Source organism: Salinicola acroporae (assembly GCF_003206615.1).
Lineage (GTDB): Bacteria > Pseudomonadota > Gammaproteobacteria > Pseudomonadales > Halomonadaceae > Salinicola > Salinicola acroporae.
The window spans coordinates 121,110-139,870 of sequence record NZ_PZJW01000006.1 but is presented as its reverse complement, the minus strand read 5'-3'; the positions used below and the strand labels follow the sequence as shown (position 1 = coordinate 139,870).

Genomic DNA, 18,761 nt, shown 5'->3' with positions numbered 1-18,761 from the left:
CCTGGCCTCAACGGATGACGTGCCGACGGCGACAGAGACCCTCGCCCTCGGCGGCAGAGATCGAGAATTCTAGCACGTCGTCCAGGCAAGCCATGAAACAGGGCTGCCCGCCATGCATCGCGCCGAGCGGTTCCAGATCGCAGGCGGGCCGGTGGTCGGACAGTGTCGCCAACAGGATGTGTCCGGCGTTGACGGCCACCCGAATGGACGGCCTGGTTTGCCGCATGACTCTCTCGATCAGTGGCCCCGGCCGCGCTAGCTCAGCGAGGCTCGATCCGCGCGCGGCGACTCGTATCGCACGTCCGGGGTCCTGTCCAACGCCTTGCCCGCCACGAAATAGACGAGCGCGCCCAGTGCCGAGCCGGTGAACCACCCGTAGTCGTAGAACCACTGCCAGAAGCCCGTGGTCAACGAGATCAGGGTCAACGTCACGGGGATGCCGAAGGCGATGAAACCGGCGATATTGATCGCGGGATAGCGACCGCCATCACGATAGAGGCTGATCAGGTCCAACTGCTGGCGTTTGATCAGGAAATAGTCCACCGCCATAATTCCGGCGATCGGCCCCAGCAGGCTCGAATAGCCCAGCAGCCAGTTGGAGTAGAGGCTCTCGAGCGTCACATCCGAGATGATCATCCCGGCCTTCTGCAGCAGGTCGTAACCCATCAACAACGTGCCAACCAGCCCCGTCAGCAGCACGCCACCGGTGCGATTGATCAGCTTGGGCGCGATGTTCTGGAAGTCGTTGGTCGGCGAGACGATGTTGCCCGCGGTATTGGTCGAGATCGTGGCGATCACGATCAGCACCATCGCGATCGATACCCACACCGGACTATCGATATGGCCGATCAGCGTGACCGGGTCGGACACGGTCTCCCCCACCAGCGTCGCGGAGGCGGCGGTCATCACCACACCCAGCGCCGCGAAGAAGAACATTGTCAACGGCAGTCCGATCACCTGGCCGACGATCTGATCCTTCTGGCTCTTGGCGAAACGGCTGAAGTCGGGGATGTTCAGCGACAGGGTCGCCCAGAACCCGACCATCGCCGTCAGGCCGGAAAGGAAATAGGTCGTGACCGACGCCCCCTCCGGCCGTGACGGCGGCTGCGCCATCAGCTCGCCGAGAGAGACGTGAGGCAGCGCCCAGACCATCAATCCCACTGCGACCAGCAGCAACAGCGGCGCCGACAGGGTCTCCAGCCACTTGATCGACTCCGACCCGCGGATCACCACCCAGAGATTCATTGCCGCGAAGATGAAAAATCCGGCAACCTGGCCCCATCCGCCCAGGGCCTGCCATGGCGGCACGATCGTCGACAGCAACAGATGAATCGCCAGACCGCCGAACATGGTCTGGATGCCGAACCAGCCGCAGCCCACCAGGGCACGAATCAGGCATGGTACGTTGGAGCCTCGAATCCCGAAAGACGAGCGCAGAAGCACCGGGAAAGGAATGCCGTAGCGCGTGCCGGGAAAGGCATTGAGCGTCAACGGGATCAACAGGATCACGTTGGCGAGCAGAATGGTGACCAGCGCCTCGCCGACGCCGAGGCCAAAGTAGGCCGTCAATACACCGCCTAGCGTATAGGTCGGCACGCAGATCGAGAGGCCAACCCAGAGCGCCGCAATATTCCACTTCGACCAGGTTCGCTCGCCCGCCGCCGTCGGCGCGATGTCATCGTTGAAACAGGTACTGTCGCGGACGTCGTCGCCGAGCATGAGTTCGACCTTGCCGTCACGTTCGACCATGCGAGAAACGGATGTCGTCATTGTTGTTCTCCCGATTCCGTTGGACTCTTTCACCACCCGCGCTCGGCCCGGGACCGAGTTGCGACCGCTGAGGCGACGGTGCCGTGTTCGATACCGCAGCTCGAGCGATGACCCGATAGCGCTACCGGCTCGGCAGCCGATGATATTGTCGATCGAAGTAGAGCAGGCGCTCGCGGCCGTCGCAGCTCGACATCGCCTCGATCTCGCAGAACAGCACGTCGTGGGTCCCGACCGCCACGCGCTGGCTGACACGGCATTCGAAGTGAGCCAGTGCGTCGACCAGCACCGGCGCGCCGGTGGCTTGTGTGGTCCACTCCGCCCGCGCAAAGCGCTCCGCCATCGGCGTCTTGCCGCCGAAGGCATTGGAAACCGTCTCATGCTCGGCACCCAGCGCGTTGACGCAGAGCAACGCATTGTCGGCAAAGGCCGCATAGGCCGAAGCGCGGCGATTGATGCAGACCAGCAGCGTCGGTGGATCATCAGTGACACTGCACACCGCCGAGGCCGTGAACCCGGCGCGACCTCCCGGCCCGTCCGTGGTGACCAGATAGACCGCGGTGGGCAGGCAGGACATCGCCTGGCGAAACGCGACCGCCGAGACTGACGGCGGCGCCTCCGAGTCGACATCGCGGCGCTCGGCTTCCGGTCTGTGGGTCGATACGTGTTGCTGTCCTAATGCCATGCGCCTATCTCCACTGGGCCGCCTGTCGCCATGGTGGCAGAGTCACGCCGTCAGAAAACGCGTCATGGCGGCATTGAAGGCTTCCGGCACGGTCACCGTCAGACCGTGTCCGCCGTAGTCGAACATCTCCAGGCGCGCATGGGGCAGCGCTCGAGCGAGACGTTCGGAACGCAGGTACGGCACCAGCAGATCGTCACGCGAGGCGATCACCAGTGTCGGCGCATGGATTTCACTCAGTCGCGAGTCGATATCGAAGCGCGACAGCGCGCCGATACGCGCCAGCACGTTGTTCTCCCCCGGAAAATGCTCCAACGCGTGGGCCTCTTCCGCCAGCAGCCGATCATGGTTCGCCGAGAGCCAGTCCGCCGGGTAGAGAAACAGCGGCTGCGCGTGCAGATAAGGTTGCACACCACACTCCTTGAGCAGCGCGATACGCACGCGGAAACAGCGCTCACTCTGCACATCGACCCGGCTCCAGCCGTTGATCACGATCAACCGATGAAGACGAGCGGGCTCCAGCAGGGCCATCTGGAGCCCCACCAGGCCGCCCAGCGCGTGCCCCATGAAATCGACCCGTTCGATACCTAGATTGTCCAACAGCGCCAGCGCCTCACCCGCCATGTCGTCGATGGCGTAGCCGGCAGGCAGCTCGGCGGCGCTGTTGCCGGTGCCAAGGTGGTCATAGATCACCACTCGATGCGTGGCCTCGAGCGCGGCCAGTTGCGGCTCCCAGAAACGGCCGGCGCCACCCAGTCCGGCGGAGAGCAGAATCGTCGGCGCGTCAGGGTCATCGCGTCCCAGAATTTCGTAGTGCATGGTCAGGCCTATGATCAGCGCGGCAGTGGACAGTGACTTCGCTTCATCGGGGCAGATGGGCCACCGAGGCGATTTCGATCAGTGCGTCCGGCTTCACCAAACCGCACTGAATGCAGTAGCGCGCCGGCTTTTCGCCAGGGAAGAATTCCGCGTAAACCGCATTGATCGCCGCATAGTCGTTCCAGTCGCGCAGGAAAATCGAGTTGAAGGCGACGTCGTCCATGCTACCGCCGGCGGTCTCGACCACGCTTCGGATCAATTCCAGCACGTGGCGGGTCTGCGCTCCGGCATCGCCGACGTGAACCACGTTGTTGTCCTTGTCGAACGGCAGCGTGCCGGACACGTACAGGATGTTGTCGGCTTGACTGCCTGGTACGAATGGCGCCAGCGGTACACCGGAGCCGGCGGGAATCACACTGGTCTTGGGCATGATTACAGTCCTGTTGTCGAAAGAGAGGGGGTCGTGCCAATGGGTTGGGTCGAGGCATCGTTGGCACAAGCGGTTTCGAAGGCGTCCACGGAGGAAACCCAGCCGAAGAAAGTCTCGATATTGAAGATGGCGGCGCTCTGCGCGGCTGGCGGGCCGGCCTGATAGGTGGCGTCTTCCAGCACGGTGCCGAAGTACTCGAGGAAGAAGCCGTCCCGCAGCGTCGACTCGACGCAGACGTTGGTCGCGATGCCGGTGAACAGCAAATGGTGAATACCCCGCGAACGCAGGATGCTATCCAGCGGCGTGTTGAAGAAGCCGCTGTAGCGGGGTTTGGGCAGCACGATGTCGCCAGCCTGGGGCTTCAGCTCTTCCACCAGCGCATAATCCCAGCCACCCTTGGCCAGCAGCTTCCCGTGAAGTTCCGGGCGCTGGCGCATGGTCTTGAGCGCGTTGGACTTGTGCCAGTTGGGGGAACCCGGGCCGCCCGCTTCGACATAGGCCGCGTCCCAGCCGTTCTGAAAGAAGATCACCGTGATCCCCGCGGCCCGGGCGATGCGTATCGCTCTGGCGATACGCTCGATCACGGGCCCGGTCGCCGAGACGTCGAAGCCGGCCAGATCGAGATAACCACCCGGCGTGGCATAGGCGTTTTGCATGTCGACGACGATCAGTGCGGTTTCAGCGCGAGGCATGGCGATCGCCTCGGGGCGGCCGGCCAGCACGATCTCGTCTGCAGCGGCCATACCGCCGCGCCGAACAACAGGCGTGGCAGCGCCGGCAGGCTCGAGCTCGCTCATGCCAATGCCTCCGGTACCGGCGCCGCCACATCAGCGACGCCCACCCGCGTCTTCATCAGCGGCTGTACCCGCTGACCAAACGTATCGAGCCCCGCAAGGAAGTCGTCGAACGTCAACATCACGCCACCGACCCCCTCCACCGTATCGATCTCGTCGAGCATGCGCGCCACGTTCTCGAAGGAGCCAACCAGCGTTCCCATATTGAAATTGACCGCCGAGGTCGGATCGGTCATCTGGCGCACGTTGGTATCCTTGCCGGAGCTCTTGTCCTGGCTGCCCTGGTCGGCCATCCAGTCCAGCGCTTCCTGATCGGCACCTGCCTTGTAGTGGTCCCAGCGTGCCATGGCAGCGTCGTCGGTCTCGTCGGCGATCACCATGAACAGCACATAGCAGGCGACCTGGCGACCCGTCTCTTTGCCGGCAACCGCGAGACGCTCGGCCGTTGCCGCGAACGCGGTCGGGGTATTCAGCCCCTTGCCGAAGCAGAAGCTGTAGTCGGCGTGTTTGGCGGTGAACGCCATCCCGGCGCTCGACTGTCCGGCGCAGACCATCTTCACGCCCTTTTCCGGACGCGGGCTCAGTCGGCAGTCCTCCATCTGGAAGAACTCGCCCTCGAGATCACTGTGGCCCGTTTCAAGCAGCTCCCGCAGTACCGTTGCGTACTCATCGAGATAGGTGTAGCGCTTGGCAAAATAGTCGTCGCCCGGCCATAGCCCCATCTGGCTGTACTCCGGCTTCTGCCAGCCGGTCACCAGGTTGATACCGAAACGTCCCGGCGCAATCGAGTCGATGGTCGCCGCCATCCGCGCGGTAATGGCCGGAGGCATCACCAGTGTCGCCGCGGTGGCGTAGAGGTCGATCTTCGAGGTGACCGCGGCGAGCCCCGCCATGAGAGTGAAGGATTCCAGGGCGTGCTCCCAGAACTCGGTCTTGCCGCCGAAACCGCGCAACTTGATCATCGACAACGCAAACTCGAAGCCGTAACCCTCGGCCTTCTGCGTCACCGCCTTGTTGAGCTCGAAGGTCGGCATGTACTGCGGCGCGTTTTCGGAAATCAGCCAGCCGTTGTTGCCGATGGGAATGAAGACGCCTAGTTGCATGAGCCACCTCGTCGTCGTATCGGAGCGAGTTGTCGGCCATCGCGGCACTGCGATGCTGCCGACGCCTTGATCAATCCTTTACAACCGACGTGCCAACCCGAGCTTATCCATCCGCTTTCAAGAGCTTGCCGGTCACGGACGACAAGCCACCGGACCAATTGGTCTGAAAAGGATGTCGGAATGCGCAACCATGATGCGTGACGCGTGGCGCCCGCGCCGTTTCAGTGCATGTGACCAGAGGCCATTGCGCACATGAGCCGGGAGCATCGGGTAGATGAAGCTAGCGACCTGGGGGCGTGATAAAATCCCAGTCCCTTGAGACCGCTCTTACATACGCAGCCGCGACATGCCAGCGAAGCCCCGTTGGCCGGTCGCGGGATTCACGAAGGTTGATCATGACGTCCATCACCCCCGCAGCCCCGATCGGTAATCGCGCCGCCGCCAGCGAAGCCCGCAAGCAACGGATTCGGGATGCGGCCCTGGCGCTGTTCTCCCAGTTCGGCCTGCGCGGTGCGAGTCTGGACGCCATTGCCGATCAGGCCGGCGTCTCAAAGACCAACCTGCTCTACTATTTTCCTTCCAAGGAGAAGCTCTACGTCGCCGTTCTTCAACAGATCCTGGACACCTGGCTGGAGCCGGTACGCGCCATCGATGCCGAGCAGTCTCCCGAAACCGCCATCGGCGACTACATCCGAATCAAGGTCGAACTGTCGCGGGATCATGCCCAGGCATCCCGACTGTTCTGTCTGGAGATGATCCAGGGCGCGCCGCTGCTGCGGGAGGATCTGCAGAGCAACCTGCGCCTGCTGGTGGAGGAAAAATCGAGAGTGATCGAGGGCTGGATCGCCCGGGGAAGTCTGCGGCCGGTCGATCCACACCACCTGATATACCTGTTGTGGGGGACCACCCAGCACTACGCGGACTTCGCCGTCCAGATCGAGGCGATTTCCGGCAGAACGCTCGCCGATCCGGCCTTCTTCGAGGCAACGGTGGAGAACATCACGCGCATCGTGCTGGGTGGTTTACTCCCCCGGACGAACGCCGACAGCTGAGTCGCGGCCCGCCCGGCGGTCGGCTTCAAGCCAGTTGGCACGCCTCCTCGAATGCCAGGCGTGGCAGGCGTGGCTTGAGACCTGCCTCATCCCCGTAGCCCAGATTGACCAGCATGTTGGCGGTCCAGCCGGTGCCGGCGAAGAACGCCTGGTCCACCGCCTCGGGATCGAAGCCCGACATCGGCCCGGTATCCAGCCCCATCGCCCGCGCCGCCAGGATCAGGTACCCAGCCTGCAGCGAGCTGTTGCGCAGCGCCGTCTGCTCGGCAAATGCCTCGCTACCGGTAAACCAGCTACGGGCGTCGGTGTGGGGGAAGAGCGTCGGCAACTGATCGTAGAAGCGCTTGTCGTAGGCGACGATGACCGTGCAGGGGGCCGTTGCCGTCTTGTCGGCGTTGCCGGCGGAAACGCACGGCAGCAGCTTGTCCTTTCCCGCCGTGGAGCGGACGAAGACAAACCTTGCCGGACAGCAGTTGGCCGAGGTCGGCCCCATCCTGACCATGTCGTAGAGCCTGCGCAGGGTCTCCTCGGTAACGTCGCGAGGCTGCCACGCATTGTGTGTACGCGCTGTCCTGAACAACTGATCCAGTGCCTGATCGTCCAATGTCTGCATCATCTGTCATCTCCTGGTGGCCATGCATGAAGTGGTACCAATAGAAGCCTCGCGCGAGCAGCGCTCGCAAGTTCGCCGTGCCCCACCGATACAAGCAATGCGCTGACGGAATGGCAACCCTTGACTGCGTGGGCCGTCACGCCGGTCCGACCTCCAGCCCTGATCGTCGCCGGGTTTTCATGACAGCGGATGCCACCGGCTCGGCCGCAATGTGATACGCCCCACGGCCGCGGTCGCTCCGGCCCCGCGAGATCCGTATACTATCGCGCTCATCGACGCGGGGCCGTTGCCGATGGTGCGCTGAAATCGTGCCGAGCCGCCCCGCCGCCCCGACACCCACACAGACGCTTTCGACACGCCCAATGATCACACTGGACAACGTTTCCAAGACCTACGGCAGCGGACCCGGGGCCGTGCAGGCGCTGAAAGAGATCGACCTGCAGGTTCCCAAGGGCACGATTCACGGCGTCATCGGCCTCTCTGGCGCCGGCAAGTCGACGCTGATCCGCTGCGTCAACCTGCTGGAGCGTCCGACCGCCGGCCGCGTCATCATCGACGGGCAGGAGCTGACGGCGATGGATGCGGCCGCGCTGCGCCAGGCACGACACCAATGCGGCATGATTTTCCAGCACTTCAACCTGCTGACCAATCGCACTGTCTACGACAATGTGGCGCTGCCACTGGAGCTGATGGGCCAGTCTCGCCAGGTCATCCGCGAACGCGTGCTGCCGCTGCTGGACATGACAGGACTGGCGGACAAGGCAAAGCAGTACCCCGCTCAGCTCTCCGGCGGTCAGAAACAGCGCGTGGCCATCGCCCGTGCCCTGGCCAGCCGACCCAAGGTGCTGCTGTGCGACGAGGCGACCTCGGCGCTCGATCCGCAGACGACGGCATCGATCCTGTCGCTGCTGCAGGAGATCAACCAGCAGCTTGGGCTGACCATCCTGCTGATCACCCACGAGATGGAGGTGGTGAAGACCATCTGCCATCGCGTGGGGTTGATCTCCGACGGACGCCTGGTCGAAGACGCCGACGTGGGCGACTTCTTCACCGCGCCCGCCACCCAGCTGGGGCGGGAGTTCCTCAACGACTTTCTCAAGCTGGAAGCGCCGCAGGCCCTGATCGAGCGTCTCGAGCCGGAAGCCGGAACGAACACGCACCCGGTGGTACGGCTGACGTTCTCGGGCGACAGCGTCGCCACTCCACTGATCTCGCGGCTGGCGCGGGAACACGGCATCGACGTGAGCATTCTGCAGGCCAAGGTCGAATCCATTCAGGGACGCACGCTGGGCCTGATGATCGCCGAGCTGATGGGGAGCGACGTGCAGACACGTGAAGCCCTGACGACCCTCGAATCCTTTGATCTGCATGTGGAGGTACTGGGCCATGTCCAGCGCACTGATTGATCTCGTCTGGCAGTCCACGCTCGAGACGCTATACATGGTGGCCATCGCCGGCATTCTATCGGCACTGGCCGGGGTCCCGCTCGGGGTGCTGCTCTACGTGACGCGACCGCGCCAGATCCTGGCGCAGCCAGTGGTCAGCACGGTGCTCGGGGTGGTCACCAACGTTGGCCGTTCGGTACCGTTCATCATCCTGCTGGTGGCGATCATCCCCTTCACGCGGATGATCGTGGGGAGTTCGATCGGCACCAACGCCGCCGCCGTGCCGCTGACCATCGCCGCGATCCCTTTCGTCGCTCGCCTGGTCGAGGGTGCCCTGAACGAGGTTTCGCCCGGCCTGGTCGAGGCGGCACAGTCGATGGGCGCCACGCCGATGCAGATCATCCTCAAGGTGCTGTTGCCGGAGGCCCGTGGCGGTATCATCAACGGCCTGACGATCACCATCGTGGCCCTGGTCAGCTACTCTGCCATGGCCGGCGCCGTGGGCGGTGGTGGCCTGGGCGACCTCGGCATTCGCTATGGCTACAACCGCTTCAACCCGACGGTGATGCTGATCACCGTGGTGGTGCTGGTGGTCATGGTCCAGCTGTTTCAGAGTCTGGGGGATTATCTGGTGCGCAAGAGCGATCACAAGTGATCGTTGCGCCCCACTAGACTAATAACCAGAATGAATTACCGTGATTGCCTTTATTCCGTTATATTCCGGCATCACCGGACGCAGGAGCCGCGTCCACGTCTCACTCAACAGGGGGAATTTCGCCAAATGCCGATTTCACTGACACGCACGCTGAGCGCCGCCGCGCTCGGTCTCGGCCTGGCCGCCGGTGCCGGGTACGCCACCGCCGATACCATCAAGGTCGGCACCATGGCCGGACCCGAGACCGACGTGATGCAAGTGGCCAAGCAGGTCGCCAAGGAGAAGTACGACCTCGATGTCGAGATTGTCGAATTCACCGACTACGTGACGCCCAACGCCGCGCTGGCGGACGGCAGCCTGGATGCCAACGCCTACCAGCACGAGCCCTATATGCAGTCAATGGTCAACGATCGCGGCTACGACTTCGCCATCGCCGGCAAGACCTTCGTCTACCCGATCGGTGCCTACTCCGCCAAGTACGACAGCATCGACGACCTGCCCGATGGTGCGACGATCGCCGTACCCAACGACCCGACCAACGAAGGACGGTCGCTGATCCTGCTCGACAAGCATGGACTGATCACGCTCGACGATGCCGAGAATCTGGAAGCGACGCCGATCGACATCACCGAAAACCCGCACGACTACTCGTTCAAGGAGATCGAGGCCGCCCAGATGCCGCGTGTGCTTCAGGACGTCGACATGGCCTTCATCAACAGCACCTTCACCCAGCCGGCAGGTTTGACACTGGACGATGCGCTGATCAAGGAAGGGCCGGACTCCCCCTACGTCAATCTGATCGTGGTGCGCGGTGGCGATCAGGATCGCGAGGCGATCCAGGATCTGGTCAAGGCGTACCAGTCAGACGCCGTTGCCGACAAGGCCCAGGAACTGTTCCAGGGTGGCGCCGTTCCCGGCTGGAAGTGACCACGTCATTGTCACGCGCATGACGAGACACGCTCATGACCACCATGAAAACCAGCGCCGAGGCGCTGGTTTTCGTTTCCGTCTCGCCCTCGCCGCACCCATCCCCGCAGGAGATCCAAGATGACCGATTACGACTCCCTGGAACGTCAACTGGCAGCGCTTCTGGACACCCGCGACTGGCTGACCAATGCCGCCCAGACCAGCGCCTTTCTGATGCAGGCGCTGGACGACCTGAACTGGGTCGGCTTCTACCTCCAGCGTCAGCCCGAGACGCTCATCCTCGGCCCCTTCCAGGGCCTGCCAGCCTGCAACCCGATTCCGTTCTCGAAGGGCGTCTGTGGTGCCGCTGCACGCTCGCGCCAGACCCAGCGCGTCGACGACGTCCACGCCGTCCCGGACCATATCGCCTGCGACGCCGCCTCACGTTCCGAACTGGTGGTGCCGATTGTCGTCGGTGAAGAGCTCTGGGGAGTGCTGGATATCGACAGTCCGCTGCCCGCGCGCTTCAGCCGCGAGGACCAGGCCGGCATCGAACGCCTATGTCGAGTGTTCGGCGCCGCCAGCGACCTGGCGAGCGCCCCGGCTGTCTGAGATCGCTCGCCATCCTCTTGCCAGGCATGGCAGCCGGTCTCAATCCAGGAAGACGCCCAATTCATCGTCCGAGCGCACCAGTTGCAGGATGTCCTCGTAGAGTGCCAACAGGTCCAGTGCCAAGGGCCGACGAACCTCACGCGGCATCTCGCCCAAGGCGTGCTCCTCCCGGCGCCCGCTGGCGATGTTCTGGTAGAGTCCGATCGCCAGGTGCACGGCAGCGGCATACGGCGAGAAAGGCACGGCATCCAGAGGCTTGTCCTGGTAGGTCAGCGCGTTGCAGATGGTCTCCGGGAAGCGCCAGCGACGGCCCAGCTCGGCGCCCACTTCGCTGAACGTGTAACCGAATCGATTGGCTTCCAGCTCGGTGCGAGGGGCTCCCTGGGCAACCAGCGCATCGATGCGCTGCATGACATCCGGATGGGCGATATGCATCAACGCAGACCCCACGTGATGCAGGATACCGCAGGTAAACGCCGTTTCCGGCGCCAGATCGCCCAACTGGCTATGACGAACGATCGTGCGACTGAGATTGGCGACCATGAATGACTCGCGCCAGAATGCCTTGCGATCGAGCCCGGGCACTTCCTTGAGCATGCCGACCATGCCAGAAGCGATGACGAGCGTGCGCACGCGATCGAAACCCAGCAACAGCAAGGCGTCGTCGATCGTTGCCACGTTGCGCCCCACGCCGTATCGCACCGAGTTGGCGGAGCGAAGCAGCTTGAGGCTCAGGCTGGGATCTTTGTGAATGGTGGCCGACACCCGATGAATGCTGATCCTGTCGTTATCAAGGCTGGCGATCAGTTCACCAACCACGGCGGGTACGCTAGGTAACTGATGGATGTGTTCGAAAAGCGAATTCAGTGACATGTTCCACTCCTGCTGTCCCCCCATGTTATCTATCGCCCGGCCAAAAGTCGTGAGGCCGGGTCCAGAATACGCCCGCCACGGTTCGCGCCGACAAAAAAAATCCCGCCGGAGAACCGGCGGGAGGGTCGCCGCCCAGGCGACAGCCATCATCCCTGTGAAGTATCGGCTTCTACCCTCAGCTCTCCTGCCAGGATTTCACCATCTCGTCGTAGGGTACGGTCTTGCCTTGGGGCTTTTCGTTGTCGAGCTTGGGCTTGGGCGCGCCGGGCTGATCCAGCCAGTACTGCGCATCGCGCGGCTCATTCAGCTTGGGCCCGCATTTTGGCTGGACATTGGCCCGCTCCAGACGCTCCATCATCCGGTCCTGAGCATCCGCCAGCCCATCCAGGGCTTGCTGCGCGCTGGTCTCGCCACTGACCGCCTGGGAAATATACTGCCACCATAGCTGGGCCAGCTTGGGATAGTCCGGCACGTTGGTGCCGGTCGGTGACCACTGCAGACGCGCCGGGCTACGATAGAACTCGACCAGCCCCCCCAGCTTCGGTGCCGCATCGGTCATCGCCTGGGAGCGAATGTCGGACTCGCGGATCGGCGTCAGCCCCACCAGCGTCTTCTGCAGCGAGACCGTCTTCGAGGTCACGAACTGGGCATAGAGCCAGGCGGCGAGTCGATTCTTTTCAGGGGTCGAATTCATGAAGGTCCAGGAGCCCACGTCCTGATAGCCCTTCTTCATGCCATCCTCCCAGTACGGCCCCACCGGCGACGGCGCCATCCGCCACTTGGGCGTGCCATCCTCGTTGACCACCGGCAGCCCGGGCTGGGTCATGTCGGCGGTAAACGCCGTGTACCAGAAGATCTGTTGGGCGACATTGCCCTGCGCCGGCACCGGTCCCGCTTCCGAGAACGTCATGCCCTGGGCTTCCGGCGGCGCATAGGCGTGCAGCCAGTCGATGTACTTCTGGGTCGCGAAGACCGCGGCCGGGCCGTTGGTGGCGCCACCGCGGGTGACATTCGAGCCCACCGGCCGACAATCCTCGACCCGAATCCCCCACTCGTCCACTGGCAGGCCGTTGGGAATCCCCTTGTCGCCAGCCCCGGCCATGGAGAACCAGGCGTCGGTAAATCGCCAGCCCAGCGAGGGATCCTTCTTGCCGTAATCCATGTGGCCATAGACACGCTGGCCGTCGATGTCATGGACGTCGTTGGTGAAGAAGTCCGCGATATCCTCGTAGGCCGACCAGTTCACCGGCACGCCAAGTTCGTAACCGTATTTTTCCTTGAATCGCGCCTTGAGATCGGGGTCGTCGAACCAGTCGGCGCGGAACCAGTAGAGATTGGCGAACTGCTGGTCAGGCAGTTGATAGACCTTGCCGTCCGGCCCAGTCGTGAACGAGAGCCCGATGAAATCGTCCAGATCCAGCGTCGGCGAGGTCACCTCGGCGGCATCGCCTTCGATCATGTCGGAAATCGGCACCACCTTGCCGTAGCGGAAATGGGTACCGATCAGGTCGGAATCGTTGACGTAGGCATCGTAGATGTTGCGACCGGACTGCATCTGGGTCTGCAGCTTCTCGATCACGTCCCCTTCCTGAATCAGGTCGTGCTTCAGCTGGATGCCGGTAATCTCGCTGAAGGCGCTGGCCAGGACCTCGGATTCATACTTATGGGTGGTGAGCGTTTCCGAAACAACATTGATCTGCATGCCACGGAACGGTTTGGCGGCGTCGATGTACCACTGCATCTCGGCCATCTGCTGCTCGGGCGTGAGCGTCGAGGTCTTGAACTCGTCACTCAACCAGCGTTTGGCGGCATCCTGATACTGGTCGGCGATCGCAGTCCCCGAGACGGCCATCAGCCCTGCAAGGCCGACTCCAATGCCGATGCCCAGTGGCGTCCGGCGGCGCGATCTGGCGTTCTTGATATCGAACATAGCGTTAACCCTCGTTGTTATGCTGCGTTTCCTGTCTTGGCGCTATCCGAAGAGCAATGATCCCTGGTCGATTCGTTACCCCCATTTCATGATGATTGTCATGCCTGCCACGCAGATCGCCGTCGCGATCCAGAGCGGCCAGTCGGTCAATGCCAGGACCAGCAAATGGCCATATGCCGCCGCCAGCAGACCAATGAACAGCCGATCGCCGCGAGACGTGGAGATCGGCAGGAAGCCCTTGCGCTCCCGGCCCGGCGACACGGTCTGCCAGACCGTCATCACGACCAGCAGCGCCGCGATTCCGGCGAAGAACAGTGCCGTCGGTAGTGTCCAGGCCATCCAACCCATGGTGACTCCCCCTCTCTCTGGACGAACGGATCAGACGCGTCCCAGGGCGAAGCCCTTGGCCACGTGGTTGCGTACGAAATAGATCACCGCGATACCGGGCAACAACGCGACCACGCCAGCGGCCGCCAGCACGCCCCAGTCGATACCCGAGGCCGAAACCGTGCGGGTCATCTGCGCCACGATCGGCTTGGCATCGACCGAGGTCAGCGTCCGCGCCAACAACAGTTCGACCCAGGAGAACATGAAGCAGAAGAACGCCGTGACGCCGATGCCGGGCCGAATCATCGGCAGGAAGATCCGGATGAAGAACTTGGGAAAGGTGTAACCGTCGATATAGGCGGTCTCGTCGATCTCCTTGGGTACCGACGACATGAAGCCCTCGAGAATCCAGACGGCCAGCGGCACATTGAACAGGCAGTGGGCCAGCGCCACCGCGATCGGCGTATCGAACAGCCCCACCGCCGAGTAGAGCTGGAAGAACGGCAGCAGGAACACTGCCGGTGGTGCCATTCGGTTGGTCAGTAGCCAGAAGAACATGTGCCTGTCGCCCAGGAAGCGATAGCGCGAGAACGCATAGGCCGCCGGCAACGCCACCAGCAACGAAATCAGCATGTTCATCGAGACATAGCTGAGGGAGTTCAGGTAGCTCATGTACCAGGTCGGCTCGGTGAAGATGACCCGGTAGTTGTCCAGCGTCGGCGCCGCGGGCCAGAGCGACAGCCCGCCGAGAATTTCCCGGTTCGACTTGAACGACATGTTGACCAGCCAGTAGATCGGCACCAGCACGAACAGCAGATAGACCAGCATCACCAGGCTCTTGCGCAATCTCATGGCGGCGTCATCCCTTGTCGTCGTTGTGGGTCATGGCGGTGTAGAACACCCAGGTCACCAGCAGAATGATCAGGAAGTAGATCAGAGAGAAGGCCGCAGCCCGGCCCAGGTCGAACTGGCCCAGCGCCATCTGGGTCAGCGTCTGGCTGAGGAACGTCGTGGCGGTGCCCGGCCCGCCACCGGTGAGCACGAACGGCTCGGTGTAGATCATGAAGCTGTCCATGAAGCGCAGCATGACCGCGATCAACAGCACGTTCTTGAGCTTGGGCAATTGAATGAATCGAAACACCGCCCAGTGCGAGGCACGATCGATCCTTGCCGCCTGGTAGTAGACGTCAGGAATCGAGCGCAGCCCGGAATAGCACAGCAGTGCCACCAGCGACGTCCAGTGCCAGACATCCATCACCAGCACGGTGATCCAGGCATCCCGCGGGTTGGAGGCGTAGTTGTAATCGAGCCCCAGACTGTTGAGGGTCCAGCCATACAGGCCGATGTCCTCCCGCCCGATGATCTGCCAGATCGTCCCAACCACATTCCAAGGCACCAACAACGGCAGTGACAGCAGAATCAGACTGAACGGCACGCCCAGTCCCCGCCGGGGCATCGATAGCGCCACGACGATGCCCAACGGCACCTCGATGGCCAGCACACAGAAGGAGTAGATGAACTGACGCACCAGCGAGTCGTGCAGCCTCGGATCCGCCAGGATCTCCCGATACCACTCGGTGCCGACGAAGTAGCGCGTGCTCGGGTCGAAGATGTCCTGTACCGAATAGTTGACCACCGTCATCATCGGGATGATGGCGCTGAAGGCCACCAGCACGAATACCGGCAGAACCAGCCACCAGGCCTTGTTGTTATAGGTCTTCATCAGCAGCCTCCACCAGATGGTCATCGATATAGAAGCGCTGCCAGGCTTCGGGGAAATGGACGCCGATACGCCCATCCGGCACGGGCGCCTCCTCCTCCAGCCGCACCTTGATCACCGGCGCCGACGGCGTATCGAGTCGCACGTCGACGATCTTGAAGGTGCCCTGGTCCTGGACCAGGTCGACATACCCGTGCAGGACGGCATCCGCCGATGCCACGAGCTGCACGAACTCCGGCCGGATGCCCAACTGCAGGCGCCCCTTCTCGTGCTGCCGAAGCCGGGCGACGACCGCATCGGGCACCGCCAGCGCACGATCTTCGAGCTCGATGCCCGACGCACCCAGCGCGATATCGAGCAGATTCATGCCGGGGCTGCCGATGAAGTAACCGACGAAGGTGTGTTGCGGGTTCTCGAACAGCTCTCTCGGGGTGCCGAACTGCACGATCTGGCCGTTGTACATCACCGCGATCTTGTCGGCGAAGGTGGACGCTTCCAACTGGTCATGGGTGACATAGACCATCGTCACGTTGAAGCGCTGATGGATCTCCTTGAGCTTGCGCCGCAGGCGCCACTTGAGCTGCGGATCGATCACCGTCAACGGCTCGTCGAACAGGATCGCTGCCACGTCGTCGCGCACCAGGCCGCGCCCCATCGACACCTTCTGCTTCTCGTCCGCGGTCAGGTTCTGCGCCTTGCGATTCAATAGCGGCTCGATCTCCAGCGCCTCGGCCACCTCTCTCACCCGGGCATCGATGCGCTCCCGGGTTTGCCCCTGGTTGCGCAGCGGGAACGCCAGGTTGTCGTGAACGGTCATGGTGTCGTAGACCACCGGAAACTGAAAAACCTGGGCGATGTTGCGCTGCTGCGGGGTGAGATCGTTGACCGACTTGCCGTCGTAGAGTACCCGTCCCTCCGAGGGCACCAGCAGGCCGGATATGATGTTGAGCAACGTGCTCTTGCCGCATCCCGAGGGCCCCAGCAACGCGTAGGCTCCGCCCTGCTCCCAGACATGGTCCATCGGCCGGAGTGCATAGTCGGCCGGATTTGAGGGCGCGCCGTGATAGCTATGGGCCAGCTGTTCCAGACGGATCTCGGCCATCTAGTGATCTCCTCGCCCGTCGGGCACTGTCGATCGCGGTGAAGGAGGTGACAACACCAGGTCGCCCCCCGGCTCGAACACGAAGAGCTGGCGAAAAGGGACCTGAACCTCCAGCGCCTGATCCACGCCGAACTCGTGGATGCCGATCAGGTGCGCGACCAGCTCGATTTGATCGTGTGACAGGTGCAGAAAGGTCTCGGAGCCACTGATCTCCGCCACCCGCAAGATCGTCGGCAAACGTAGGGCCGGCTCCGAGAGCGGCTCCAGCGACCAGTGATGGGGGCGGATACCGATCTGGTAATCGCCTTCGGACAGCGACTCCCAGACCCCGGGCAGTGGTTGGCGCTGGTCGGCGATACGGCATTCACCGGCCTGGATCGTCATCGGCATCAGGTTGATGGGAGGCTCGCCGAACAGCGTCGCCGCCTCACGATTCCGGGGATGGCGATAGACTTCGTCGCCGGGACCACTCTGGACGATCCGGCCTTGGTGGAGCAGCGTCGTCGTGCCTCCCAGCGCCAGCGCCTCGGCCGGCTCGGTGGTGGCGTATACCGCGATGGTATTGCGCGATTCGAACAGCTTGCGCATCTCCACCCGCAGCGCCTCGCGCAGCTTGTAGTCGAGATTGACCAGAGGCTCGTCGAACAGCACCAGATCCGCTTCCTTGACGAGTGCCCTGGCCATCGCCGTGCGCTGCTGCTGCCCGCCGGAGAGTTCCTGCGGGTAGCGTCCCAGCAGGTGCTGGATTCCCAGCATCGCCGCGGTTTCCTCGACCCGCCGGGTGATCTCCTGCCGCGAGACCCTGGCCTGCTTGAGCGGCGAAGCAATGTTGTCGAAGACCGTGAGCGTCGGATAATTGATGAACTGCTGATAGACCATCGAGACATTGCGCTGGCGAACCGGCACATGGGTCACGTCACGGCCATCGAGGTAGACCCTGCCATGGTCGGGCCTGTCCAGCCCGGCCATCAGCCGCATCAATGTGGTCTTGCCCGCCAGCGTGTGCCCCAGCAGCACATTGAATGACCCCGGTTCCAACGTCAGGCTGGCATCGCTGATATAGGTCTCGCCTCGCACCGACAGTGTCACGTTGTCGAGTTGTAATGACATGAGTGGCACCGTTCCCTTTTTTCTCTTTCGAGCATCGTAGAACAGTCGCTACATAAAGCTATACGACGAAAAAAGCAGACGGGACCAATGACAAACAGGCACTCATAACGCCATGATTTAAAACGGTTTAATTATATTAAAACCTTAGTCTTAACCACTAATGTCCAACACTCGGGACAAGTTTCGGGATGGTAACTCGGCTGAAAAAGGTGTTTTTTCGACAGGATTTGTTCGAAAACCAACATCGCTTGCGATGAAAAGACGCGAATGCTGATGGCGCAGGCCGACGTCAGTGCGCGGGGCACGACCAGATCGCCGAAACAAAAAACCGTCGGGAGCAGTTTTCGAGGCCTCGGGCGGCCCGAAGGGTGGCCGCCAGGGATGACAGGCCACAAAAAACCCGAGCCGAGGCTCGGGTTTCGAATCTGGTAGGACCAAGCGGATTTGAACCGCTGACCTCCACGATGTCAACGTGGCGCTCTAACCAACTGAGCTATGGTCCTGAATGGTGTTGGCACGATGCTGGATGCAAACTGGTAGGACCGAGCGGATTTGAACCGCTGACCTCCACGATGTCAACGTGGCGCTCTAACCAACTGAGCTACGGTCCTGCATCGATGACGGCGGGCTCGCCGTGACAACGGATGCGAATTTTACCCAGGCGGGCGCGGAATGCAACCCTCTGCACCTAAAAAAATCACGCCAACTGCCTGTCGCGCCGAGACAATTCGCCTGTGATTACCGCCGGCGCCGGGCGTCCCCTCGGTTGGTAGATACCTCCACCCTCAACAACACAGCGATTTTATCGCCACCACGAGAGCGATCCCGACTCCCCTCCCGGCCCGCCGCGGTCACGACCCCGCCGAAGTTGCTGATTTGCA

The 18,761-nt window shown here is 62.6% G+C and carries 20 protein-coding genes and 2 tRNA genes; 5 read left to right on the top strand and 17 right to left on the bottom strand.

The window, feature by feature from the left end; all coding sequences use genetic code 11:
- Nucleotides 1-7 precede the first annotated feature (7 nt).
- The 7 genes from DOM54_RS10025 to rutA all read right to left on the bottom strand — a co-directional run bounded on the left by DOM54_RS10025 (nucleotide 8) and on the right by rutA (nucleotide 5,595).
- Nucleotides 8-226, bottom strand: a complete 219-nt coding sequence (locus DOM54_RS10025; RefSeq protein WP_110716199.1) for a hypothetical protein — start codon at nucleotides 224-226, stop codon at nucleotides 8-10.
- A 29-nt stretch (nucleotides 227-255) separates the two neighbouring features.
- The gene (locus tag DOM54_RS10020) at nucleotides 256-1,770 is read right to left on the bottom strand and encodes an NCS1 family nucleobase:cation symporter-1 (RefSeq protein WP_110716198.1); all 1,515 of its coding nucleotides are present in this window, start codon (nucleotides 1,768-1,770) and stop codon (nucleotides 256-258) included.
- Between the two features lie 121 nt (nucleotides 1,771-1,891).
- On the bottom strand, nucleotides 1,892-2,452 hold the full coding sequence (locus tag DOM54_RS10015; protein WP_110716197.1) for a flavin reductase: 561 nt from the start codon (nucleotides 2,450-2,452) through the stop codon (nucleotides 1,892-1,894).
- Nucleotides 2,453-2,494: 42 nt separating this feature from the next.
- Nucleotides 2,495-3,268: a pyrimidine utilization protein D gene (gene rutD, locus DOM54_RS10010; RefSeq protein ID WP_110716196.1), complete on the bottom strand. Its 774-nt coding sequence runs from the start codon at nucleotides 3,266-3,268 to the stop codon at nucleotides 2,495-2,497.
- Nucleotides 3,269-3,311: 43 nt separating this feature from the next.
- Complete coding sequence (gene rutC / locus DOM54_RS10005) at nucleotides 3,312-3,698, bottom strand: pyrimidine utilization protein C (RefSeq protein ID WP_110716195.1); 387 nt, start codon at nucleotides 3,696-3,698, stop codon at nucleotides 3,312-3,314.
- A 2-nt stretch (nucleotides 3,699-3,700) separates the two neighbouring features.
- The gene (gene rutB, locus DOM54_RS10000) at nucleotides 3,701-4,495 is read right to left on the bottom strand and encodes a pyrimidine utilization protein B (protein WP_276309675.1); all 795 of its coding nucleotides are present in this window, start codon (nucleotides 4,493-4,495) and stop codon (nucleotides 3,701-3,703) included.
- On the bottom strand, nucleotides 4,492-5,595 hold the full coding sequence (gene rutA / locus DOM54_RS09995; RefSeq protein ID WP_110716194.1) for a pyrimidine utilization protein A: 1,104 nt from the start codon (nucleotides 5,593-5,595) through the stop codon (nucleotides 4,492-4,494). The genes rutB and rutA overlap by 4 nt, the downstream gene beginning before the upstream one ends.
- A gap of 395 nt (nucleotides 5,596-5,990) precedes the next feature.
- Here rutA and rutR point away from each other — a divergent pair, with 395 nt between their 5' ends.
- The gene (gene rutR, locus DOM54_RS09990; RefSeq protein ID WP_110716193.1) at nucleotides 5,991-6,647 is read left to right on the top strand and encodes an HTH-type transcriptional regulator RutR; all 657 of its coding nucleotides are present in this window, start codon (nucleotides 5,991-5,993) and stop codon (nucleotides 6,645-6,647) included.
- 25 nt (nucleotides 6,648-6,672) lie between these two features.
- Here rutR and DOM54_RS09985 read toward each other — a convergent pair whose 3' ends face one another.
- Nucleotides 6,673-7,263, bottom strand: coding sequence for a malonic semialdehyde reductase (locus tag DOM54_RS09985; protein WP_110716192.1), 591 nt, complete (start codon nucleotides 7,261-7,263; stop codon nucleotides 6,673-6,675).
- Between the two features lie 359 nt (nucleotides 7,264-7,622).
- Between DOM54_RS09985 and DOM54_RS09980 the strand changes: the two genes are divergently transcribed.
- The 4 genes from DOM54_RS09980 (at nucleotide 7,623) to DOM54_RS09965 (ending at nucleotide 10,818) form a co-directional block, all read left to right on the top strand.
- Nucleotides 7,623-8,666, top strand: a complete 1,044-nt coding sequence (locus tag DOM54_RS09980) for a methionine ABC transporter ATP-binding protein (protein WP_110716191.1) — start codon at nucleotides 7,623-7,625, stop codon at nucleotides 8,664-8,666.
- A complete protein-coding gene (locus tag DOM54_RS09975) occupies nucleotides 8,647-9,300 on the top strand; it encodes a methionine ABC transporter permease (protein ID WP_110716190.1) in 654 nt (217 codons plus the stop codon). Before DOM54_RS09980 ends, DOM54_RS09975 begins: the two co-directional genes overlap by 20 nt.
- A 126-nt stretch (nucleotides 9,301-9,426) precedes the next feature.
- Complete coding sequence (locus tag DOM54_RS09970) at nucleotides 9,427-10,227, top strand: MetQ/NlpA family ABC transporter substrate-binding protein (protein WP_110716189.1); 801 nt, start codon at nucleotides 9,427-9,429, stop codon at nucleotides 10,225-10,227.
- Between the two features lie 120 nt (nucleotides 10,228-10,347).
- Complete coding sequence (locus tag DOM54_RS09965; RefSeq protein ID WP_110716188.1) at nucleotides 10,348-10,818, top strand: GAF domain-containing protein; 471 nt, start codon at nucleotides 10,348-10,350, stop codon at nucleotides 10,816-10,818.
- A gap of 39 nt (nucleotides 10,819-10,857) precedes the next feature.
- Here DOM54_RS09965 and DOM54_RS09960 read toward each other — a convergent pair whose 3' ends face one another.
- From DOM54_RS09960 to DOM54_RS09920, 9 genes are all read right to left on the bottom strand, one after another.
- Nucleotides 10,858-11,691 (bottom strand): HDOD domain-containing protein, encoded by an 834-nt coding sequence (locus DOM54_RS09960; RefSeq protein WP_157958370.1) that lies wholly within the window; start codon nucleotides 11,689-11,691, stop codon nucleotides 10,858-10,860.
- Between the two features lie 175 nt (nucleotides 11,692-11,866).
- A complete protein-coding gene (locus DOM54_RS09955) occupies nucleotides 11,867-13,543 on the bottom strand; it encodes an ABC transporter substrate-binding protein (RefSeq protein WP_206019088.1) in 1,677 nt (558 codons plus the stop codon).
- Nucleotides 13,544-13,696: 153 nt separating this feature from the next.
- Nucleotides 13,697-13,969, bottom strand: a complete 273-nt coding sequence (locus tag DOM54_RS09950) for a DUF2160 domain-containing protein (protein ID WP_110716185.1) — start codon at nucleotides 13,967-13,969, stop codon at nucleotides 13,697-13,699.
- A 30-nt stretch (nucleotides 13,970-13,999) separates the two neighbouring features.
- Nucleotides 14,000-14,800, bottom strand: coding sequence for a carbohydrate ABC transporter permease (locus tag DOM54_RS09945; RefSeq protein ID WP_110708739.1), 801 nt, complete (start codon nucleotides 14,798-14,800; stop codon nucleotides 14,000-14,002).
- A gap of 7 nt (nucleotides 14,801-14,807) precedes the next feature.
- Nucleotides 14,808-15,674 carry a carbohydrate ABC transporter permease gene (locus DOM54_RS09940; protein ID WP_206019087.1) on the bottom strand — a complete coding sequence of 289 codons (867 nt, stop codon included), beginning with the start codon at nucleotides 15,672-15,674 and terminating at the stop codon, nucleotides 14,808-14,810.
- Nucleotides 15,658-16,770, bottom strand: a complete 1,113-nt coding sequence (locus DOM54_RS09935) for an ABC transporter ATP-binding protein (RefSeq protein WP_110716183.1) — start codon at nucleotides 16,768-16,770, stop codon at nucleotides 15,658-15,660. The genes DOM54_RS09940 and DOM54_RS09935 overlap by 17 nt, the downstream gene beginning before the upstream one ends.
- Nucleotides 16,771-17,880, bottom strand: a complete 1,110-nt coding sequence (locus DOM54_RS09930; protein ID WP_110716182.1) for an ABC transporter ATP-binding protein — start codon at nucleotides 17,878-17,880, stop codon at nucleotides 16,771-16,773.
- A 426-nt stretch (nucleotides 17,881-18,306) separates the two neighbouring features.
- Nucleotides 18,307-18,383: transfer RNA gene (locus DOM54_RS09925), tRNA-Val, on the bottom strand.
- 31 nt (nucleotides 18,384-18,414) lie between these two features.
- Nucleotides 18,415-18,491, bottom strand: a tRNA-Val gene (locus DOM54_RS09920).
- Nucleotides 18,492-18,761: the final 270 nt, after the last annotated feature.